Raw genomic sequence first — 18,013 nt, 5'->3', positions numbered from 1 at the left:
CATGATTGATCTGAGCTTTTCTTGAGCTTCGCGAGCCGCCGGACACCGCTCGTATCAGCGCTGCCCGGCCCCTGGACGGTCCTCCCGGAAGGGCTCCGGCTCCGGTTCCGGCTCCGGTTCCGCCGCGCGCTGCCCGGGGGCGGCCTCGACGGCCGGCCGGACCGGGGGCTCGACGAAGGTCGACGGGAGCGAAGGGGCGTTCTCCCGCCCCGCGTTGGCGATGACGACGGAGATGTACGGCAGTAGTACACCGAGCGCCAGGGCCACGATCGCCACATGGCGTTCCACGTTCCACAGGACCGCCGCGAGGATCACGGCGACCGTCCTGATCGACATCGAGATCACATAGCGCCGCTGCCTGCCGCGGACGTCGTCGGCGAGGCCCTGCCGTGCGCCCGTGATCCGGAAGACCTCGGTCCCACCGTGCTTCCGCATCGTGCTCCACCACCCGATTTCCCGCGCCGGACCTTCGGCGGAATTCCCCTGCTCCGACCCTCCACGGTACGCCTGAGCTGCGCCGCGTTCGAGAGCGGGGCCGCCCGACGTCTGCGTGCCCGGCGCGCGCAGACACACGTACGGCTGACCCCGACATGCGCCGTACGGCCCACGGATCGAGACTGGCGACGTAACTGCTCACGCAGGGCCGTAGAAGGAGGCAGCCATGGGCTGGTTGTGGGCGATCATCGTGGGATTCGTGCTGGGCCTGCTCGCGAAAGCGATCATCCCGGGCAAACAGCACAGTCCGCTGTGGCTGACCACCATCTTCGGCATCATCGGCGCCGTCATCGGCAACGCCGTCGCACGTGGTTTCGGCATCGAGGAGACCAGCGGCATCGACTGGGGCCGGCACGTACTGCAACTCGCGGCTGCCATCGTCATCGTCTTCCTGGGCGACATGGCCTACACCGCCGCCCGCGGCAAGAAACGGCATCACGCCTGACGAACACCCGTGGCCGGGTGGGCGATCACGCCCACCCGGCCACAGTCATGCCCGCTCCGGTCACCCGCACGCGGCATGTCCCGCTTCGGTCAGCCGGCTGCGACCTCGACCGCCGCCAGGTTCTTCTTGCCCCGGCGCAGCACCAGCCAGCGACCGTGCAGCAGGTCGTCACCTGCCACCACGGCGTCCTCGGCGGTCACCTTCACGTTGTTCACGTAGGCGCCGCCCTCCTTCACCGTGCGGCGGGCGGCGGACTTGCTCGGCGCCAGACCGACCTCGGTGAACAGATCGACCACCGGCAGCAGCTCGCCGACCCGTGCGTGCGGCAGCTCGGCGAGGGCGGCACGCAGTGTCGCCTCGTCCAGGTCCGCCAGGTCGCCCTGACCGAACAGCGCCCGGGAGGCGTTGATCACCGCGGCGCACTGGTCCGCGCCGTGCACCAGCGTCGTCAGCTCCTCGGCCAGCGCACGCTGCGCGGCCCGTGCCTGCGGCCGCTCCTCGGTCTGCTTCTCCAGCTCCTCGAGCTCCTCACGGCTCTTGAAGCTCAGGACCCTCATGTAGCGGGAGATGTCCCGGTCGTCCGTGTTCAGCCAGAACTGGTAGAACGCGTACGGCGTCGTCATCTCCGGGTCGAGCCAGAGCGTTCCCGTCTCGGACTTGCCGAACTTGGTGCCGTCCGCCTTGGTCATCAGCGGCGTGGCCAGGGCATGCACCTCGGCGTCCGGCTCGAGCCGGTGGATCAGGTCCAGGCCCGCGGTCAGGTTGCCCCACTGGTCGCTGCCGCCCTGCTGAAGGGTGCAGCCGTGGCGGCGGTACAGCTCCAGGAAGTCCATGCCCTGCAGCAGCTGGTAGCTGAACTCCGTGTAACTGATGCCCTGCTCGGACTCCAGGCGGCGGGCGACCGAGTCCTTGGTGAGCATCTTGTTGACGCGGAAGTGCTTGCCGATGTCCCGCAGGAACTCGATCGCGGACATGCCCGCGGTCCAGTCCAGGTTGTTCACCATGATCGCCGCGTTGTCGCCCTCGAAGGACAGGTAGGGCTCGATCTGCGAACGCAGCCGGTCGACCCAGCGCGCGATCGTCTCCGGATCGTTCAGCGTGCGCTCCGCGGTCGGCCGGGGGTCGCCGATCTGCCCCGTCGCCCCGCCGACCAGCGCGAGGGGGCGGTGCCCGGCCTGCTGGAGACGTCGGATGGTGAGCACCTGCACCAGGTGACCGACGTGCAGGCTCGCCGCGGTGGGGTCGAAGCCGCAATAGAACGTGACAGGACCGTCCGCGAGAGCCTTGCGCAGGGCCTCTTCGTCGGTGGACTGGGCCATCAGCCCGCGCCACTTCAGCTCGTCGACGATGTCCGTCACGGTGTCGTGTCTCCTTGGAACAGGGGAAACCCCGCTGGGTGGTAGCAGGGCGCTACCACCCAGTCTATTGGTGACCGGGACCCGGGCCGACCGGATATCCGGCGCTCACACGCCCTTGCTCACCGAGCTCATGTTGAAGTCCGGCACCCGCAGCGCGGGCATCGAGGCCCGGGTGAACCAGTCGCCCCACTCACGCGGCAGCGTCTTCTCGCTCCGGCCGGCCTCCGCCGCCCGCGAGAGCAGATCGACGGGCGACTCGTTGAAACGGAAGTTGTTGACCTCGCCGACGACCTCGCCGTTCTCCACCAGATACACGCCGTCCCTGGTCAGACCGGTCAGCAGCAGCGTCGCCGGGTCGACCTCGCGGATGTACCAGAGGCACGTCAGCAGCAGCCCGCGGGCCGTGTCGGCCACCATCTCCTCCAGGCTGCGTTCGCCGCCGCCGTCCAGGATGAGGTTCCCCGCGCCGGGCGCGACCGGCAGGCCGGTGAGACCGGCGCTGTGCCGGGTGGTCACCAGGTGATCGAGCTTTCCGTCCCGCACCCAGTCCGTCGCCGTGATCGGCAGACCGTTGTCGAAGACGGAGGCGTCGTCGCCGGAGGAGTGCGCGATCACGAACGGGGCCGACTCGAGGCCCGGCTCGTGGGGGTCGCTGCGCAGGGTCAGCGGAAGGGGGGACAGCGTCTCCCCGACGCGGGTGCCGCCGCCCGGCTTGGAGAAGACCGTACGGCCCTCGGCCGCGTCGCGGGCCGCGGACGACCACATCTGGTAGATCAGCAGGTCGGCCACCGCGGTGGGCGGCAGCAGCGTCTCGTACCGGCCGGCGGGCAGCTCGGTCCGGCGCTGCGCCCACACCAGGCGCTGCGCCAGCTCGGCGTCCATCACGCCCGGGTCGACGTCCTTGAAGTCGCGCGTGGAGCGGCCCGCCCACGCCGAGCGCGTACGGTCCGGGGACTTGGCGTTCAGCTCGAGGGTGCCGTTCGGCTGGTCGTGCCGCAGCCGCAGCCCCGTGGAGGTGCCCACATACGTGGAGGTCATCTCGTGGTTGGCGAAGCCGTACAGCTCCCGGCCGCCGGCCCGGGCCCGCGCGAAGGCCTCGCCGAGGGCGGGTGCGAAGTCGGCGAACACGGCGGAGGTGGTCTCGGCAGGAGCGTCCGTGAAGTCGGGGGACGCCGGGGTGCCCTCGACCAGCGGCTGGGCGTCCTCCGCCGGACCGGCGGCGCGGGCGGCCGCCTCGGCGGCGCGCACCAGCGGCTCGAGGTCGGCGGCGGTCACAGCGGACCGGGACACCACACCGGAGGCGGTTCCCTCGGCGCCGTCGACGGTCGCGACGACGGTGAGGGTGCGGCCGCGGGTCACGCCGTTGGTGGTCAGGGCGTTGCCGGCCCAGCGAAGATTGGCGGACGACTCCTCGTCGGCGATGACGACACACCCGTCGGCGGTGGACAGCTCGAGGGCCCGCTCGACGATCTCGTGCGGCTTGGTCGTACGGGGGCTCATCGGCCGGCCTCCTGGGTGGTGTTCAGAATGTTGACGCCCCGGAAGAGGGCGGAGGGGCAGCCGTGGGAGACCGCGGCGACCTGGCCCGGCTGGGCCTTTCCGCAGTTGAACGCGCCCCCTAGCACATAGGTCTGCGGGCCGCCGACCTGCTCCATGGAGCCCCAGAACTCGGTGGTCGTCGCCTGGTACGCGACGTCCCGGAGCTGTCCGGCCAGCCGGCCGTTCTCGATCCGGAAGAACCGCTGCCCGGTGAACTGGAAGTTGTAGCGCTGCATGTCGATGGACCAGGACCGGTCACCGACCACGTAGATCCCGCGCTCGACCCCGCCGATCAGGTCCTCCGTGGACAGGCCGCCCGGGTCGGGGCGGAGTGACACGTTCGCCATGCGCTGCACCGGGACGTGCGCGGGGGAGTCGGCGTAGGCGCAGCCGTTGGAGCGGCCCAGGTTCGTCAGCTTCGCGATCCGCCGGTCCAGCTGGTAGCCGACGAGCGTGCCGTCCTTGACCAGATCCCAGCTCTGCGCCTCCACGCCCTCGTCGTCGTACCCGATCGTCGCCAGCCCGTGCTCGGCCGTGCGGTCGCCGGTCACGTTCATCACCGACGAGCCGTACGCGAGCTTCCCCAGCTGGTCGAAGGTCGCGAACGAGGTTCCGGCGTACGCCGCCTCGTATCCGAGCGCCCGGTCCAGCTCCGTGGCGTGTCCGATCGACTCGTGGATCGTCAGCCACAGGTTCGACGGGTCGACCACCAGGTCGTAGCGGCCGGACTCGACGCTCGGCGCGCGCATCTTCTCCGCGAGCAGCCCCGGGATCTCCTCCAGCTCACGGTCCCAGTCCCAGCCCGTACCGGTCAGGTACTCCCAGCCGCGGCCGGCCGGCGGCGCGATCGTGCGCATCGAGTCGAATTCGCCGCTGGTGCCGTCGACGGCGACCGCGGTGAGCTGCGGGTGCAGCCGGACCCGCTGCTGGGTGGTGACGGTGCCTGCGGTGTCCGCGTAGAACTTGTTCTCGTGGACGGTGAGCAGCGACGCGTCCACGTGCGCCACGCCGTCCGCCCGCAGCAGCCGGCCGCTGAAGTCGGCGAGCAGCGCGGTCTTCTCCTCGTCGGGTACCTCGAAGGGGTCGATCTCGTACGACGAGATCCACGTCTTGTCCGAGTGCACCGGCTCGTCCGCCAGCTCCACGCGCTCGTCGGACCCGGCCGCGGCGATCACCTTCGCCGAAAGCTTCGCCATCGCCACTGCCTGGCCCGCGACCCGGGCCGCCGCGTCCATGGTGAGATCCACCCCTGAGGCGAAGCCCCACGCACCACCGTGCACGACGCGCACGGCGTACCCGAGCTCCGTGGTGTCGGAGGAACCGGCGAGCTTGGCGTCACGCAGCCGCCAGGCCGCACTGCGCACGCGCTCGAGACGGAAGTCGGCGTGCTCGGCGCCGAGCGCGCGGGCCCGGGCGAGTGCCGCGTCGGCGAGCGCCCGCAGCGGCAGCGCCGTGAAGGCTTCGTCGATGGAATGAGGCACGGATGTCTCCTGTCGTCGCGACGGGTCGCCCCGATCATGTCGCGACCGGGTGCCTGTTGCCCAGCGGGTTGTGAAGGATGCCGTGCCGTCCTCTTCTGTAGGGACCCGACAGTGACTGATCTGCGGCGCTGTCAGGGACCGATTCCCCGTACGACGGACCGGACCGATAGGTTTTCGGGTAGTCGCCTGGCTGCCAGGTGCTCCAGACCACTGACGAAAGGGTGATCCGTTGAGCCGCTCGGTTCTCGTCACCGGAGGAAACCGGGGCATCGGCCTCGCCATCGCCCGCGCTTTCGCCGAGAACGGCGACAAGGTCGCCATCACCTACCGCTCGGGCGAGCCGCCCGCCGAGCTCGTCGAGGCGGGCTGCCTGCCCGTCCGCTGCGACATCACGGACGCCGAGCAGGTGGAGCAGGCCTACAAGGAGATCGAGGAGAAGCACGGCAATGTGGAGGTGCTGGTCGCCAACGCCGGCATCACCAAGGACCAGCTTCTGATGCGGATGTCGGAGGACGACTTCACCTCCGTACTCGACACCAACCTCACCGGCACCTTCCGGGTCGTCAAGCGCGCCAACCGCGGCATGCTGCGCGCCAAGAAGGGCCGTGTCGTGCTGATCTCCTCCGTCGTCGGGCTGCTGGGCTCGGCGGGGCAGGCCAACTACGCCGCCTCGAAGGCCGGCCTTGTGGGCTTCGCCCGCTCCCTGGCCCGTGAGCTCGGCTCACGGAACATCACCTTCAACGTCGTCGCACCCGGCTTTGTCGACACCGACATGACGCAGGTGCTCACCGACGAGCAGCGCGCGGGCATCGTCTCGCAGGTGCCGCTCGGCCGTTACGCGAAGCCGGAGGAGATCGCCGCCGCCGTGCGCTTCCTGGCCTCCGACGACGCCTCGTACATCACTGGAGCCGTCATCCCCGTTGACGGCGGATTGGGCATGGGTCACTGATCACATGAGCGGAATTCTCGAGGGCAAGCGCGTCCTGATCACCGGTGTGCTGATGGAGTCCTCCATCGCCTTCCACACCGCCAAGGTGGCCCAGGAGCAGGGCGCGGAGATCATCCTCACCGCCTTCCCGCGGCCCACCCTGACCGAGCGCATCGCCAAGAAGCTCCCCAGGCCCGCGAAGGTCATCGAGCTCGACGTCACCAATGACGAGCACCTGGCCCGCGTCGAGGGCATCGTGCGCGAGGAACTCGGCGGTCTGGACGGTGTCGTCCACTCGATCGGCTTCGCCCCGCAGGACGCCCTCGGCGGCAACTTCCTCAACACGCCCTTCGAGTCGGTGTCGACCGCGATGCACGTCTCCGCGTTCTCGCTGAAGTCCCTGACGATGGCCTGCCTGCCGCTGATGCAGAACGGCGGCTCGGTCGTCGGTCTGACCTTCGACGCGCAGTTCGCCTGGCCGCAGTACGACTGGATGGGCCCGGCGAAGGCCGCACTCGAGGCCACCAGCCGCTACCTCGCCCGGGACCTCGGCAAGCAGAACGTGCGCTGCAACCTGATCTCGGCCGGTCCGCTCGGCTCCATGGCAGCCAAGTCCATCCCCGGTTTCTCCGACCTGGCGAAGGTGTGGGACGAGCGTTCGCCGCTCGAGTGGGACATGGCCGACCCGGAGCCGGCCGGACGCGGTGTCGTGGCGCTGCTCTCCGACTTCTTCCCGAAGACCACCGGCGAGATCGTCCACGTCGACGGCGGCGTGCACATCATGGGTGCCTGACCAGCACATACGTACGCCAGCGACGCCCCGTCCACCGCCCGGCGCGGTGGACGGGGCGTCCCTCGTTCGGCTCAGCGGCGCGGCGGAGGGTGCCGAGGGCGGCGATGCTGGAGGAGCACATCTTCCTTGTGGTGCTGTTGCGGCGCGTGCGCCGCAGCCCGGCCGAGGAGGTCCTGCTCGTGCGTACGACATGGCGCAAAGCCTCCGCCCTGGCCGCCTCGACGGTCCTGGTGCTGGGGATCACCTGCACCGCCCTTCACTTCCGTCAGGAGACGCAGGACCCCCGCCCGGCGCAGCCGCCGTCCTACGAGGCACGGTGCAGCACCGTGGTGGAAGGCTCTCGGGTCACCGCCTACTGCCACAACCCGTATCCCGCCGCCGACCGGGTGCGGCTGCACGTCGAGTGCGACCGCTGGTGGGACGTCGACGCGGACACCGCCCCGGTCCTGCTCCGGCCGACCGAGTACGGGGAACTGGCCGGGCGGTGCTGGAAAGAGGTCCGCTCGGTGTGGATCAGCCATCAGACGCAGCGGGCCGACGCAGGCACATGAACGGATAGCCGGCCGCCTCCACGGCAGCCGCTTCGCCGTCGCCCGCGCGGATCGCCTCGACCATCCGCGCGTGGTCCATGTGGTGCTCGGGACGCAGGTCCTGGCCGATGTCCTCGCGCAGCCAGTCGCGCAGTACATCCCCGAGGTCGGCGTAGAGCCCGGTCAGCACCTCGTTGTGCGAGGCGGCCACCACGGCCAGGTGGAACGTCGCGTCGGCGGCCACGAACGCCTCCGCGACACCGGACGTCCATGCCTCCTCGCGCCTCGCCAGGAGGGCGTCCAGCTGCCTGAGGTCGCGTTCGGTGCGCCGCTCGGCGGCCAGCCGCGCCGCGGAGGACTCCATGGTGGAGCGCAGTTCCGCGATGTGCCGGGGGTCGGCGCCGGCGAACCGACGGTGCATGACGCCCGCGAGCTCGCTTGTGGCCAGGACATACGTCCCCGAGCCCTGCCGGATGTCGAGCAGCCCGTTGTGGGCCAGTGCCCGCACCGCCTCGCGGACGGTGTTGCGGGCGACGCCGAGCTGTTCGACCAGTTCCGGCTCGGTCGGGATCCGAGAACCCACCGGCCACTCGCCCGAAGTGATCTGGTTCCGCAACTGGGCGATCACCTGGTCGGACAGCGCGGAACGCCGAGGAGAGGACAACGCCATGGTGCTCCTTGTCGTGAAGGGCGTCCGACCGGCGCCCTGGGCGGCCGGTGGCCGAGTGCAGTCCGGGATTGGACAACCAATCATCCCATGATTCTATGATGGCCCGATGTATGACGAGACCCGCACACTGAGCCCCGCCGCGACGGCCCCTGCTCCCCAGGATTCTGCCGCCCGCACGGGTCCGGTGTGGATCACCCGGCTCGTCCTCGTCGGCATCGTCCTCGCCGCGCTCAACCTGCGCCCCGCCATCACCAGCCTCGGAGCCCTGCTCGAAGAGGCCAGGACCGGGCTGCACATGAGCGGCAGTGCCGCAGGGATGCTCACGTCCGTCCCCCCGCTCTGCTTCGCCCTCTTCGGCACCGCGGCACCCCGCCTCGCCCACCGCTTCGGACCCGGCGCCGTCCTCTGCGCCGGCATGGCGGCCATCGCGACGGGACTCGTCGTGCGGCCCTTCGTCGGGGGTACGGCCGGGTTCCTCGCCGCCAGCACCCTCGCCCTGATGGGCATCGCCGTCAGCAACGTGCTGATGCCGGTGATCGTCAAGCGCCACTTCCCCGGCCGGGTCGGCTCCATGACCGGCCTCTACTCGATGGCGCTGGCGCTCGGTACATCCGTGGCGGCGGCCGCGACCGTGCCCATCACGAGCGCGCTCGGCGGCAGTTGGCGGGTCGGTCTCGCCGTGTGGGCGCTGCTGGCCGCCGTCGCCGTACTGCCCTGGCTCGGGCTGGTGCGCGACCGCGACCGCGACGGCACGGACGGCGAGGCGCGACCCGTGCGGTCCGCCCCCGCTCCGCGGGTCACCCGCAGCCCGACCGCCTGGGCACTGGCCTGCTTCTTCGGTCTCCAGGCGACCGGCGCGTACATCACCATGGGCTGGATGCCGCAGATCTTCCGTGATGCGGGTGTCTCCGCGCAGACCGCCGGGGTGCTGCTCGCCGTCACCATGGTCATGGGCGTGCCGCTGGCCTTCGTCATCCCGCGACTGGCGACCCGGCTGACCCAGCAGGGACCGATCGCGATCGGTCTCGGCCTGTGCGGCCTGACCGGCTACCTGGGGCTCCTGCTGGCCCCCGCGGCGGGCGCGTGGGTGTGGGCGCTGCTGCTGGGCATCTCGAACTGCTCGTTCCCGCTGGCACTCACCATGATCGGTATGCGGTCCAGGACCGGTGCGGGCGTCGTGCGGCTCTCCGCGTTCGTCCAGTCGACCGGCTACCTGATCTCCGTCCCAGGGCCCCTCCTCGTCGGCGTGCTCTATCAGCACAGCGGCGGCTGGGGCGTGCCCATCGCTCTGATGGCCGCCCTTCTCGTGCCCCAGACAGCCATGGGCGTCCTCGCGGGCAGGGACCGGACGATCGAGGACGAGACCGGGGTGCGAGACTGAGTCCATGCCAGTGCTCGACCCGAACCCCCAGAACGGCCAGAAGAAGCTCCTCGGGATCTTCGGCCTGATCCTGCTCATCGGCGTGGTCATCTCGATCATCGCCACGATCGCCGCTCCCTGACCCGGCCGGGCACAGGCCCCGTCCCCCCTCGACGAGGAGGGACGGTGGTGCTGGCCCCACCGTCCCCTAGGGGGCCAGGCTCAGGGTGAAGTGGGTGGGCCACCGGATGGGCCCCGCCGTTCATGATCCGTACGTTTGAGGGACTCGACCTCTAGACATACGGAGGCGGCCATGCCGGCCCACACGCACCCTCGGTCCCTCACCCGGTCCCCGGGCGCCGCCGGGGGCGAGCTGCCCTGGTGGGCGCTGGCACTCCCGGTGATCGCCTTCAGCGCGCTGCTCCTGCTGATCGCCGGTCCCGGGCAGGCACACGCCGCGACGGGCGACGAGCAGGGGATCGGCGAGTTCCTCCGGCTCGTGCACCGGATACTGGCCCGTTGACGGAGTCACTCTTCACGGCGGAGCACGTCAACACCCTGCGCCCGCTGGCTCATTTCATGCGAAGCTGGGTGACATGAGCGCCGCTGTGTCTTCCGGTGGGACACCCCCCGGACCTCCCGAAACCCGCAGGATCGTCCTCCTCCGGCACGCGAAGGCCGACTGGCCCCAGGTGTCCGACCATGAGCGCCCGCTCGCCGAGCGAGGCCGGAAGGACGCCCCGGTCGCCGGCCGCCGGCTCGCGGAGACCGGCATCGACTTCGACCTGGCCCTGTGCTCGACAGCGGTCAGGACCCGCGAGACATGGAAGCTCGCGGTGCACGAGCTGCCGCACCGTCCGAAGACGGTCTACGAGGACCGGCTCTACGAGGCCTCCCTCGGTGATCTGCTCGCTCTGCTGACCGAGACCCCCGACGAGGTGAACGACCTGCTGGTCATCGGCCACAACCCCGGTATGCACGCGCTGGCGGACGCCCTCGCGGGCAGCACGGAGGGTGACGCGCTGGCCCGGATGACCCGCGACGGCTTCCCGACCTCGGCGTTCGCCGTCCTGTCCGTCAGCGGACCGTGGAAGTCCGTGGAGCACGGCGTCGGCAAGCTGCTCGACTACTGGACCCCGCACGAGTGATCCGGCCGGCACGAAGAACGGCAGGGCCCCGGGCACACCGAGTGCGCCGGGGCCCTGCCGTTCTTTCTCTCGCGGACGTCAGTGCTCGCCGGTGCCGTCGTCGGCCGCCTCGACCTCTTCGCGGGTGATGCCCAGCAGATAGAGCACCGTGTCGAGGAAGGGCACGTTGACCGCGGTGTGCGCGGCCTTGCGTACGACGGGCTTGGCGTTGAACGCGACGCCGAGACCCGCCGCGTTCAGCATGTCGAGGTCGTTGGCGCCGTCACCGATCGCGACCGTCTGGGCGAGCGGGACCCCGGCCTCCGCCGCGAAGCGGCGCAGCAGCCGTGCCTTGCCGGCCCGGTCCACGATCTCGCCGACGACCCGGCCGGTGAGCTTCCCGTCCTTGATCTCCAGCGTGTTCGCCGACGCGAAATCGAGCCCGAGCCGCTCCTTGAGGTCGTCGGTGACCTGCGTGAAGCCGCCGGACACGACGCCCACTTGGTAGCCGAGCCGCTTCAGCGTCCGGATCAGGGTCCGCGCACCGGGGGTGAGCCGCACCTCCGAACGCACCTTGTCCACCACGGAGGCGTCGAGGCCCTCCAGCAGCGCCACCCGCGCGTGCAGCGACTGCTCGAAGTCCAGCTCGCCGCGCATCGCCGCGGCGGTCACCTCCGCGACCTGGTCCTCGCAGCCGGCGTGGGCCGCGAAGAGCTCGATGACCTCGTCCTGGATGAGCGTGGAGTCCACGTCCATGACGACCAGCCGCTGCGCGCGCCGGTGCAGTCCGGCGGAGACGACGGCCACGTCGACGCCGATCTCGGCGGCCTCCATCGCCAGCGCCGTCCGCAGCGGCCCGGTCTCGACTCCGGAGACCGCGAACTCCACTGCGGTCACCGGATACTTCGCGAGCCGGAAGATGCGGTCGATGTTGCCGCCGGTGCCGGCGATGGTGGCCGCTATGGCCGCGGTCGACTCCGCCGTCAGCGGGTGGCCGAGCACGGTGACGTGCGAACGCCCGCTGCCGCGCGGCCGGTTGTCGCCCGTACCGGAGATGATCTCGGCCTGCAGTTTCAGGGAGTCGGCCCAGCTGTGCACGGTGGCCCGAAGGTCGCCCTCGGTGGCCCCGCCGGCCGTCGGTGCCGTGACGAGCGCGCACAGCACGAGGCGGCCACGGGAGACGACCTGCTCGATGTCGACGACGTCGACGGCGTACGCGGCGAGGGTGTCGAAGAGACCGGCGGTGATCCCCGGGCGGTCCTTCCCGAAGATCTTCACGAGAAGGGTGGGGACATCGGAGTCGGGAGGGGGCTGAGATGCGCTCATGGTGCTACCACCGTATCGGGCGACGGCCAAGAGGAGAGGTTCTGTCCCGCCTGACGGACACCTGAGCGGCCTGCGCACCCCGTGCGGCCGGGGAGCGGCGCATGCGGCCGGCGCGGATTATTCGGTTCACGCATGATCCGTCACCACTCGTGGTGATCGTCGCCTCCGACCGGTCCCGCCGCGTCGGTGAACGTCCCAACTCGGTACCGAACGAGGTCTTCACGCGGCCCGGCTTTCGGATACGGGACCGGGCCTGAAATAGTTCCCCACGATGTTCGCCTTCCCTAGACTCCCGGCGACGGGGGAAGCTCGGGGGACAACTAGTGGGGCATGGAGTGCCGGAACTCGTACTGGAATTGAACGGAAACACCTGGACGCTCGATCCGTCCAGGTCCTACACCCTGGGCCGTGATCCCCAGGGCGATGTGGTGATCGACGACGCCCGGGTCTCGTGGCGGCACGCCACGATCAGCTGGGGCGGGCGCAGTTGGGTCATCGAGGACCACGGCAGCACCAACGGCACCTATGTGCAGGGCCAGCGGATCCACCAGATGGAGATCGGCCCCGGCACAGCGGTGCACCTCGGCAACGCCACCGACGGTCCGCGCCTAGGCCTGAGCGGCGTCGGCGCGGTCGCGGGGGCGGGCGCCTACGCCCAGGGGGCACCGCAGCAGGCCGCGCAGGCGCCGGTGCAGCAGCCGCAGCAGGGCTGGCCGCAGCCGCAGCCGCCGCAGCAGCCGGCGCAGCAGGGCTGGCAGCAGCAGCCTCCGCAGGCGCAGCAGCCGCTGGTCCCGCACCAGCAGGGGGTGCACAGCGCCCAGGGTGTCCCGCCGGTCCACGGCGACCGCAGCCCCACGACGTTCCACCAGCTCTCCCTCGGCCGCGTCATGCGCATCGGCCGTGCGCTCGAGAACGAGCTTGTCGTCTCCGACCTGCAGGTCTCGCGCCACCACGCCGAGTTCACCGCGCACCCCGACGGCCGCTTCGAGATCCGTGACCTCGGCTCCCACAACGGCACCTACGTCAACGGTCAGCCGATCGCCAAGTCCGGCACGGTCCTCATCGGCCCGAACGACATCGTCGGCGTCGGCCACTCCACCTTCCGTATCGTCGGCGGCCAGCTCGAGGAGTTCGTCGACACCGGCGAGGTCTCCTTCTCGGCCCGCCACCTCACGGTCACCGTGGACGGCGGCAAGCAGATCCTGCGTGACGTCTCCTTCGGCGTCCCGGAGAAGTCGCTCATCGGTGTCATCGGCCCGTCCGGCTCCGGAAAGTCCACCCTGCTCAAGGCACTCACCGGCTACCGGCCCGCCAACCAGGGCGACGTCCTCTACGACAACCGCAGCCTCTACAAGCAGTTCGCGGAGCTGCGCCAGCGCATCGGGCTGGTTCCGCAGGACGACATCCTGCACAAGGAACTCACCGTCCGTAAGGCGCTGAAGTACGCGGCCAAGCTCCGCTTCCCCGGCGACACCGCCGAGGCCGAGCGCGAGGCCCGTATCGACGAGGTGCTGCGTGAGCTCAAGCTCGACATCCACAAGGACAAGAAGGTCACCTCGCTCTCCGGCGGCCAGCGCAAGCGCGTGTCGGTCGCCCTCGAGCTGCTGACCAAGCCGTCACTGATCTTCCTGGACGAGCCGACCTCCGGCCTCGACCCGGGCATGGACCGTGACGTCATGCAGCTGCTCCGCGGCCTGGCGGACGACGGCCGTACGGTCCTCGTCGTCACGCACTCCGTGGCCGAGCTGGGGCTGTGCGACAAGCTCCTGGTGATGGCGCCCGGCGGTTCGGTCGCCTACTTCGGTCCGCCGGAGGAGGCGCTCAACTTCTTCGGCTACAGCACCTGGGCCGACGTGTTCTCCGCGTTCGAGAACTACCGCGACTACGACTGGGCGGGCCGCTGGCGCGGTTCGCAGCACTACCAGATGTACGCGGCGGACATCGACGCCGTCGCCGCGCAGTCCGTGAACATGCCGCCGGCGCAGCAGATGCGTCCGCCGAAGCCGCAGAGCTGGGGATCCCAGCTGTTCACCCTGATCCGCCGCTATGTGTCGGTGATCGTGTCCGACAAGGGCTTCATGGCCCTCATGCTGATCCTTCCGGCGGTGCTGGGCGCGGTGAGCCTGCTCATCGACCCGGACAAGGGTCTGCTGGTGAACCAGAACGCGCAGACCGGCCGGATCATCCCGAACGGCACGGCCACCACGGTGCTGCTGATCCTCGCGGTCGGCGCCTGCTTCGCCGGCGCGGCGAACTCCGTCCGTGAGCTGATCAAGGAGCGGGTGATCTACGAGCGCGAGCGCGCGACCGGTCTGTCCCGCTCCGCGTACCTGATGTCCAAGGTCGTCGTCCTGGGCATGATCACCGTGATCCAGGGCGGTCTGGTCGGCGCCATCGGCTTCGCCACCCGTGAGCTCCCGGAAGAGGGCCTGGTCCTCGGCGGGGCGGTCATGCTGGAGCTGTCGCTGCCGATCATGGCTCTCGGCTTCACGTCGATGATGTTCGGTCTGATCATCTCCGCGCTGGTGAAGACCGCCGAGAAGACCATGCCGCTGCTGGTGATGTTCGCGATCATCCAGGTCGTGTTCACCGGCTGCCTGTTCATCCTGCACGGCACCGTCGGCGTCAACGAGTTCTCGTACCTCATGCCGTCGCGCTGGGCGGTCGCGGCCGCCGGTACCACGCTGGACTTCAACAAGATCAACCCGAACACGGACGACCCGACCAGCACCGACCCCCTGTGGGACCACGAGGCTGCCGCCTGGGGCATGGACATGGCCGCACTGATCGCTCTCGGCGCACTGTGCGGTGTGCTCGTCGCCCGCTTCCTGCGCCGCCACGAGCCCGAGGTCATGCGCAAGTAACGCACGTCACGCGGTGACAGCACGACGCCGAAGGGCGCACCCTGCGCGGGGTGCGCCCTTCAGCGTCTGTTGATGTCCGCCGGTTTGTGCTGCCGGCACAGCGCAGCAGTGCCTCAGTAGGCGCTGTTGACGTTGTCCATCGAGCCGTAACGGTCGGCCGCGTAGTTGCAGGCGGCGACGATGTTGGCGACCGGGTCGTACTGGTCCCACGAGGTGCCCGGAACGTGGTACGCGTCGAAGGTCGGCTTGATGACCTGGAGCAGACCCTTCGAGGGGACACCGTTGATGGCGTTGATGTCCCAGTTGTTGATGGCCCGCGGGTTACCGGAGGACTCCCGCATGATGTTGCGGTGGATGCCCTCGTAGCTGCCGGGGATGTCGTGCTTCTTCATGATCGCCATGGCCTCGCGGATCCACCCGTCCAGGTTGTTCGGGTAGGTCACCTTCGCCGGGCGGGCGGCGGAGCGGCTGGCGGCCTGCTCCTTGGCGCGCTTCTCGGCGGCGGCCTTGGCGGCTGCCTTCTTCTCGGCGGCGGCCTTCTCGGCGGCGGCCTTGGCGGCCTTCGCCTTCGCCTCGGCCTTCGCCTTCGCCTCGGCCTTCGCCTTCGCCTCGGCCTTCGCCTTCGCCTCGGCCTCGGCCTTGGCCTTGGCCTGGGTGGCCTTGAGCTGGGCCTCGAAGGCGGACTTCTGGCTGGTGATGCTCTCGTGGACGGCCGAGACCTGCTTGGCGTCGGCCTTCCACGCGACGGGCGCCGCCGCGGCTGCTGCCTCGGTCTTCACGCCGGCCTCTGCCTCGCCCGTCGGGGCGAGCGAGAGTGCGACGGTCGTGGCGGCGACGGCGGCGATGCCGGCCACGGCGGTCTTACGACTCTTGATTCGGCGGCGGATCTCAGGGGTGATGAACGCGGACATACAGACGTACCTCTTCGAATAGCGGAAAGTCGCTCCAGGCCGGTCGGCTCTGCGCTGTTCGGTAGCGACGTCGGCAATTCTTAGCTGGCGCAAAATCGCGTGGCAAAGGTGTGACGTACGATCCGCGGTAGTGGATCACATGTTCCCAATGTCCGGATTCGCCTGCGCTGTCCGCGCTCTAATGCCCCTTTTGTATCAACTAAAGAGTCTCGTAAGTGATCTGGGCCCTATGCGCGGGCTCACACCGCCCGCACTCCGCTCTCACCGACTGTTGCGGCAGCAATTCACTCGGTTAGGGCCTCCGCGGGGAGTACGAGATGGACATCGCCGAACTCGTGCCAGAGGTACCGGTGCCTCAGTGCCTCGTCGTACGCGCAGGTCAGAGCGTCCCGGCCGGCGATGGCCGCCAGCATCAGCAGATGCGACGCCTCCGGCTCGTGCAGCCCGGTCAGCAGACCGTCCACCGCCCGCACACCGCGTCGGGGCGTCACGACCAGGTCCGTCCAGCCGGAGACGGGACGCACCACTCCCTCGCCGTCCGCCGCCGACTCAAGGGCCCGCACGGCCGTCGTGCCGACCGCCACGATCCGGCCCCCGGCCGCTCGTGCCGCGTTCACCAGCCACGCCGTGGTCGCCGGAACCTCGAAGCGCTCCGGGTACGGCGGCTCATGCGCCTCCGCCGACGCCACACCGGTATGGAGCACCAGTGGCGCGAACTGCACCCCCCGGCTCACCAGGTCCGCCACGGCGCCGGACGTGAAGGGGCGGGCGGCGCTCGGCATCTCCGCGGACCCGGAGCCGTCCGGGGAGGGCAGCGCGAAGACCGTCTGATACGCGGACAGGGGCTGGTCCCGTTCCGTGTAGCGGTAGCGGATCGGCCTGCCGTACCGCCGCAGCAGCGTCGGCACGTCCACGGAGGCCCTTGCCCACCACAGGCGCTCGCCGCCCGGCTCGAGCGCCGCCTCGAGCACCAGCTCGCCGCCGCCCGGTACCCGTACGACGGCCCCCACCGGCCCACCGGCGCGTGGCAGGGTGCTGCCCGCGCCGTCGGGCCCGCGCAGCTCCACCGCCCAGCGCCCGAGGTCCCCGCGGGTCGAGAAGTGCACCACGACCGCCTCGCCGCCGAGCCGGCCGTCCACGGCAGCCGCCAGCGTTGCCGACGTGTTGACCACCAGCACGTCACCGGCCCGCAGCTGGCCCGGCAGGTCGCGGAAACGGTGGTGGGACACCTCCGTACCCCGCGAGACCAGCAGCCGTACGTCGTCCCTGCCCGACCCGCGCTCCTCCGCCGGCACCCGGGCGGACAGCTCCTCCGGCACTCGCAGGGTCTCCAGGACCGTGCCCACGCGCCGCCCCGCCCTCATCGGGTCTCCAGCAGCGAGGTGGCCTCGTACCGGCCGCTGTCGGGCCGCTCCTCGAGGAGCCGCAGGAAAGCGGGGACCACGGACCCGGGCGAGGGGCGGGGGTCGTCGTCGTCCGGCACCGCGGCCGCGTACAGGTCCGTCTGCATGTCGCCCGGATCGACGCTCCACACTCGCAGACCCGGCTCCTCCACGGCCAGCACGGCCGCGAGCCGGTCGAGCGCCGCCTTCGAGGCGCCGTAGCCGCCCCAGGTCTCGTACGCCGTGGTCGCTGCGTCCGAGCTGACCGCGACGACCGTGCCACCCGTCCGCGACGCCCGCAGCAGGGGCAGCGCCTCCTGCACCAGGCCCAGCGGAGCGACCACGTTGGTCTCCAGGGCCGCCCGCAACCCCTCCGCGGACAGCGCCTCCAGCCGCACCAGCGGCTCGGCGCCCAGCGCGCTCGCGTTGTTCACCAGCAGGTCGAGACCGCCGAGCCGCGCGGCCGCCGCAACCAGCTCGCCGCGGTGCCCGGCGTCCGTGACGTCGCCCGGCACCGCCACGACCCGGGTGCCGTACCGCGCCGCGTGCTCCGCGCTCTCCTTCAGTACGTCCGCGGTCCTGGCGCCCAGGACCAGGTCCCAGCCCTGCCGCGCGAGAGCCGCCGCCAGTGCCCGCCCCAGACCCTTCGACGCTCCGGTGATCACTGCTACCGCCATGGTGCCCATCCCCTTGCCGCGTGCTGTCCGCTGTCGCTGTCCGTATGGATGGACACAACGTAGGAATGCGGCCGCTGCCGCCGCCTCGTGCACGAGGACCCACTCCACAAGGCACTTCGACCTACGT

At 70.4% G+C, this 18,013-nt stretch carries 18 protein-coding genes; 9 read left to right on the top strand and 9 right to left on the bottom strand.

What is annotated here, in order from left to right; genetic code table 11:
• Nucleotides 1-54: 54 nt before the first annotated feature.
• Nucleotides 55-435: a DUF3099 domain-containing protein gene (locus tag MDN94_RS30445; RefSeq protein ID WP_482729036.1), complete on the bottom strand. Its 381-nt coding sequence runs from the start codon at nt 433-435 to the stop codon at nt 55-57.
• A gap of 226 nt (nt 436-661) precedes the next feature.
• Between MDN94_RS30445 and MDN94_RS30440 the strand changes: the two genes are divergently transcribed.
• Entirely contained in the window at nt 662-940 is a 279-nt protein-coding gene (locus MDN94_RS30440; RefSeq protein ID WP_482729035.1) for a GlsB/YeaQ/YmgE family stress response membrane protein, read from the top strand.
• 89 nt (nt 941-1,029) lie between these two features.
• On the opposite strand, the gene tyrS is transcribed toward MDN94_RS30440, so the two are convergent.
• The 3 genes from tyrS to MDN94_RS30425 all read right to left on the bottom strand — a co-directional run bounded on the left by tyrS (nt 1,030) and on the right by MDN94_RS30425 (nt 5,318).
• On the bottom strand, nt 1,030-2,298 hold the full coding sequence (gene tyrS / locus MDN94_RS30435; RefSeq protein ID WP_482729034.1) for a tyrosine--tRNA ligase: 1,269 nt from the start codon (nt 2,296-2,298) through the stop codon (nt 1,030-1,032).
• A gap of 105 nt (nt 2,299-2,403) precedes the next feature.
• Nucleotides 2,404-3,798: a metallopeptidase TldD-related protein gene (locus MDN94_RS30430; protein ID WP_482729033.1), complete on the bottom strand. Its 1,395-nt coding sequence runs from the start codon at nt 3,796-3,798 to the stop codon at nt 2,404-2,406.
• Nucleotides 3,795-5,318 (bottom strand): TldD/PmbA family protein, encoded by a 1,524-nt coding sequence (locus MDN94_RS30425; protein ID WP_482729032.1) that lies wholly within the window; start codon nt 5,316-5,318, stop codon nt 3,795-3,797. The genes MDN94_RS30430 and MDN94_RS30425 overlap by 4 nt, the downstream gene beginning before the upstream one ends.
• 229 nt (nt 5,319-5,547) lie before the next feature.
• On the opposite strand from MDN94_RS30425, the gene fabG reads away from it, so the two are divergent.
• The 3 genes from fabG to MDN94_RS30410 all read left to right on the top strand — a co-directional run bounded on the left by fabG (nt 5,548) and on the right by MDN94_RS30410 (nt 7,590).
• Nucleotides 5,548-6,267, top strand: coding sequence for a 3-oxoacyl-[acyl-carrier-protein] reductase (fabG, locus tag MDN94_RS30420; protein ID WP_189475710.1), 720 nt, complete (start codon nt 5,548-5,550; stop codon nt 6,265-6,267).
• Between the two features lie 4 nt (nt 6,268-6,271).
• The gene (fabI, locus tag MDN94_RS30415; protein WP_364597825.1) at nt 6,272-7,039 is read left to right on the top strand and encodes an enoyl-ACP reductase FabI; all 768 of its coding nucleotides are present in this window, start codon (nt 6,272-6,274) and stop codon (nt 7,037-7,039) included.
• 104 nt (nt 7,040-7,143) lie between these two features.
• Complete coding sequence (locus tag MDN94_RS30410) at nt 7,144-7,590, top strand: hypothetical protein (protein WP_482729031.1); 447 nt, start codon at nt 7,144-7,146, stop codon at nt 7,588-7,590.
• On the opposite strand, the gene MDN94_RS30405 is transcribed toward MDN94_RS30410, so the two are convergent.
• Nucleotides 7,553-8,239 carry a FadR/GntR family transcriptional regulator gene (locus MDN94_RS30405; RefSeq protein ID WP_482729030.1) on the bottom strand — a complete coding sequence of 229 codons (687 nt, stop codon included), beginning with the start codon at nt 8,237-8,239 and terminating at the stop codon, nt 7,553-7,555. The genes MDN94_RS30410 and MDN94_RS30405 overlap by 38 nt on opposite strands.
• Before the next feature lie 106 nt (nt 8,240-8,345).
• Here MDN94_RS30405 and MDN94_RS30400 point away from each other — a divergent pair, with 106 nt between their 5' ends.
• The 4 genes from MDN94_RS30400 (at nt 8,346) to MDN94_RS30385 (ending at nt 10,747) form a co-directional block, all read left to right on the top strand.
• Nucleotides 8,346-9,620: a CynX/NimT family MFS transporter gene (locus MDN94_RS30400; protein WP_482729029.1), complete on the top strand. Its 1,275-nt coding sequence runs from the start codon at nt 8,346-8,348 to the stop codon at nt 9,618-9,620.
• Nucleotides 9,621-9,624: 4 nt separating this feature from the next.
• Complete coding sequence (locus MDN94_RS30395) at nt 9,625-9,741, top strand: SGM_5486 family transporter-associated protein (RefSeq protein WP_086025608.1); 117 nt, start codon at nt 9,625-9,627, stop codon at nt 9,739-9,741.
• 171 nt (nt 9,742-9,912) lie between these two features.
• Nucleotides 9,913-10,122, top strand: a complete 210-nt coding sequence (locus MDN94_RS30390; RefSeq protein ID WP_482729028.1) for a hypothetical protein — start codon at nt 9,913-9,915, stop codon at nt 10,120-10,122.
• A 73-nt stretch (nt 10,123-10,195) separates the two neighbouring features.
• On the top strand, nt 10,196-10,747 hold the full coding sequence (locus MDN94_RS30385) for a SixA phosphatase family protein (protein WP_482729027.1): 552 nt from the start codon (nt 10,196-10,198) through the stop codon (nt 10,745-10,747).
• Nucleotides 10,748-10,825: 78 nt separating this feature from the next.
• On the opposite strand, the gene serB is transcribed toward MDN94_RS30385, so the two are convergent.
• Nucleotides 10,826-12,052, bottom strand: a complete 1,227-nt coding sequence (gene serB, locus MDN94_RS30380) for a phosphoserine phosphatase SerB (protein ID WP_482729026.1) — start codon at nt 12,050-12,052, stop codon at nt 10,826-10,828.
• Between the two features lie 323 nt (nt 12,053-12,375).
• On the opposite strand from serB, the gene MDN94_RS30375 reads away from it, so the two are divergent.
• Nucleotides 12,376-14,916, top strand: a complete 2,541-nt coding sequence (locus MDN94_RS30375) for an ABC transporter ATP-binding protein/permease (protein WP_482729025.1) — start codon at nt 12,376-12,378, stop codon at nt 14,914-14,916.
• 113 nt (nt 14,917-15,029) lie between these two features.
• On the opposite strand, the gene MDN94_RS30370 is transcribed toward MDN94_RS30375, so the two are convergent.
• The 3 genes from MDN94_RS30370 to MDN94_RS30360 all read right to left on the bottom strand — a co-directional run bounded on the left by MDN94_RS30370 (nt 15,030) and on the right by MDN94_RS30360 (nt 17,886).
• On the bottom strand, nt 15,030-15,827 hold the full coding sequence (locus MDN94_RS30370; RefSeq protein WP_482729024.1) for a transglycosylase SLT domain-containing protein: 798 nt from the start codon (nt 15,825-15,827) through the stop codon (nt 15,030-15,032).
• Between the two features lie 284 nt (nt 15,828-16,111).
• Nucleotides 16,112-17,191, bottom strand: coding sequence for an S-adenosylmethionine:tRNA ribosyltransferase-isomerase (locus MDN94_RS30365; RefSeq protein ID WP_482729023.1), 1,080 nt, complete (start codon nt 17,189-17,191; stop codon nt 16,112-16,114).
• Nucleotides 17,188-17,886, bottom strand: coding sequence for an SDR family NAD(P)-dependent oxidoreductase (locus MDN94_RS30360; protein ID WP_482729022.1), 699 nt, complete (start codon nt 17,884-17,886; stop codon nt 17,188-17,190). The genes MDN94_RS30365 and MDN94_RS30360 overlap by 4 nt, the downstream gene beginning before the upstream one ends.
• Nucleotides 17,887-18,013: the final 127 nt, after the last annotated feature.

The sequence above is a fragment of the Streptomyces sp. WAC00040 genome, from assembly GCF_056835925.1.
Note: the sequence above shows the minus strand (reverse complement) of the source record. Positions and strands in the feature narration are given on the sequence as shown.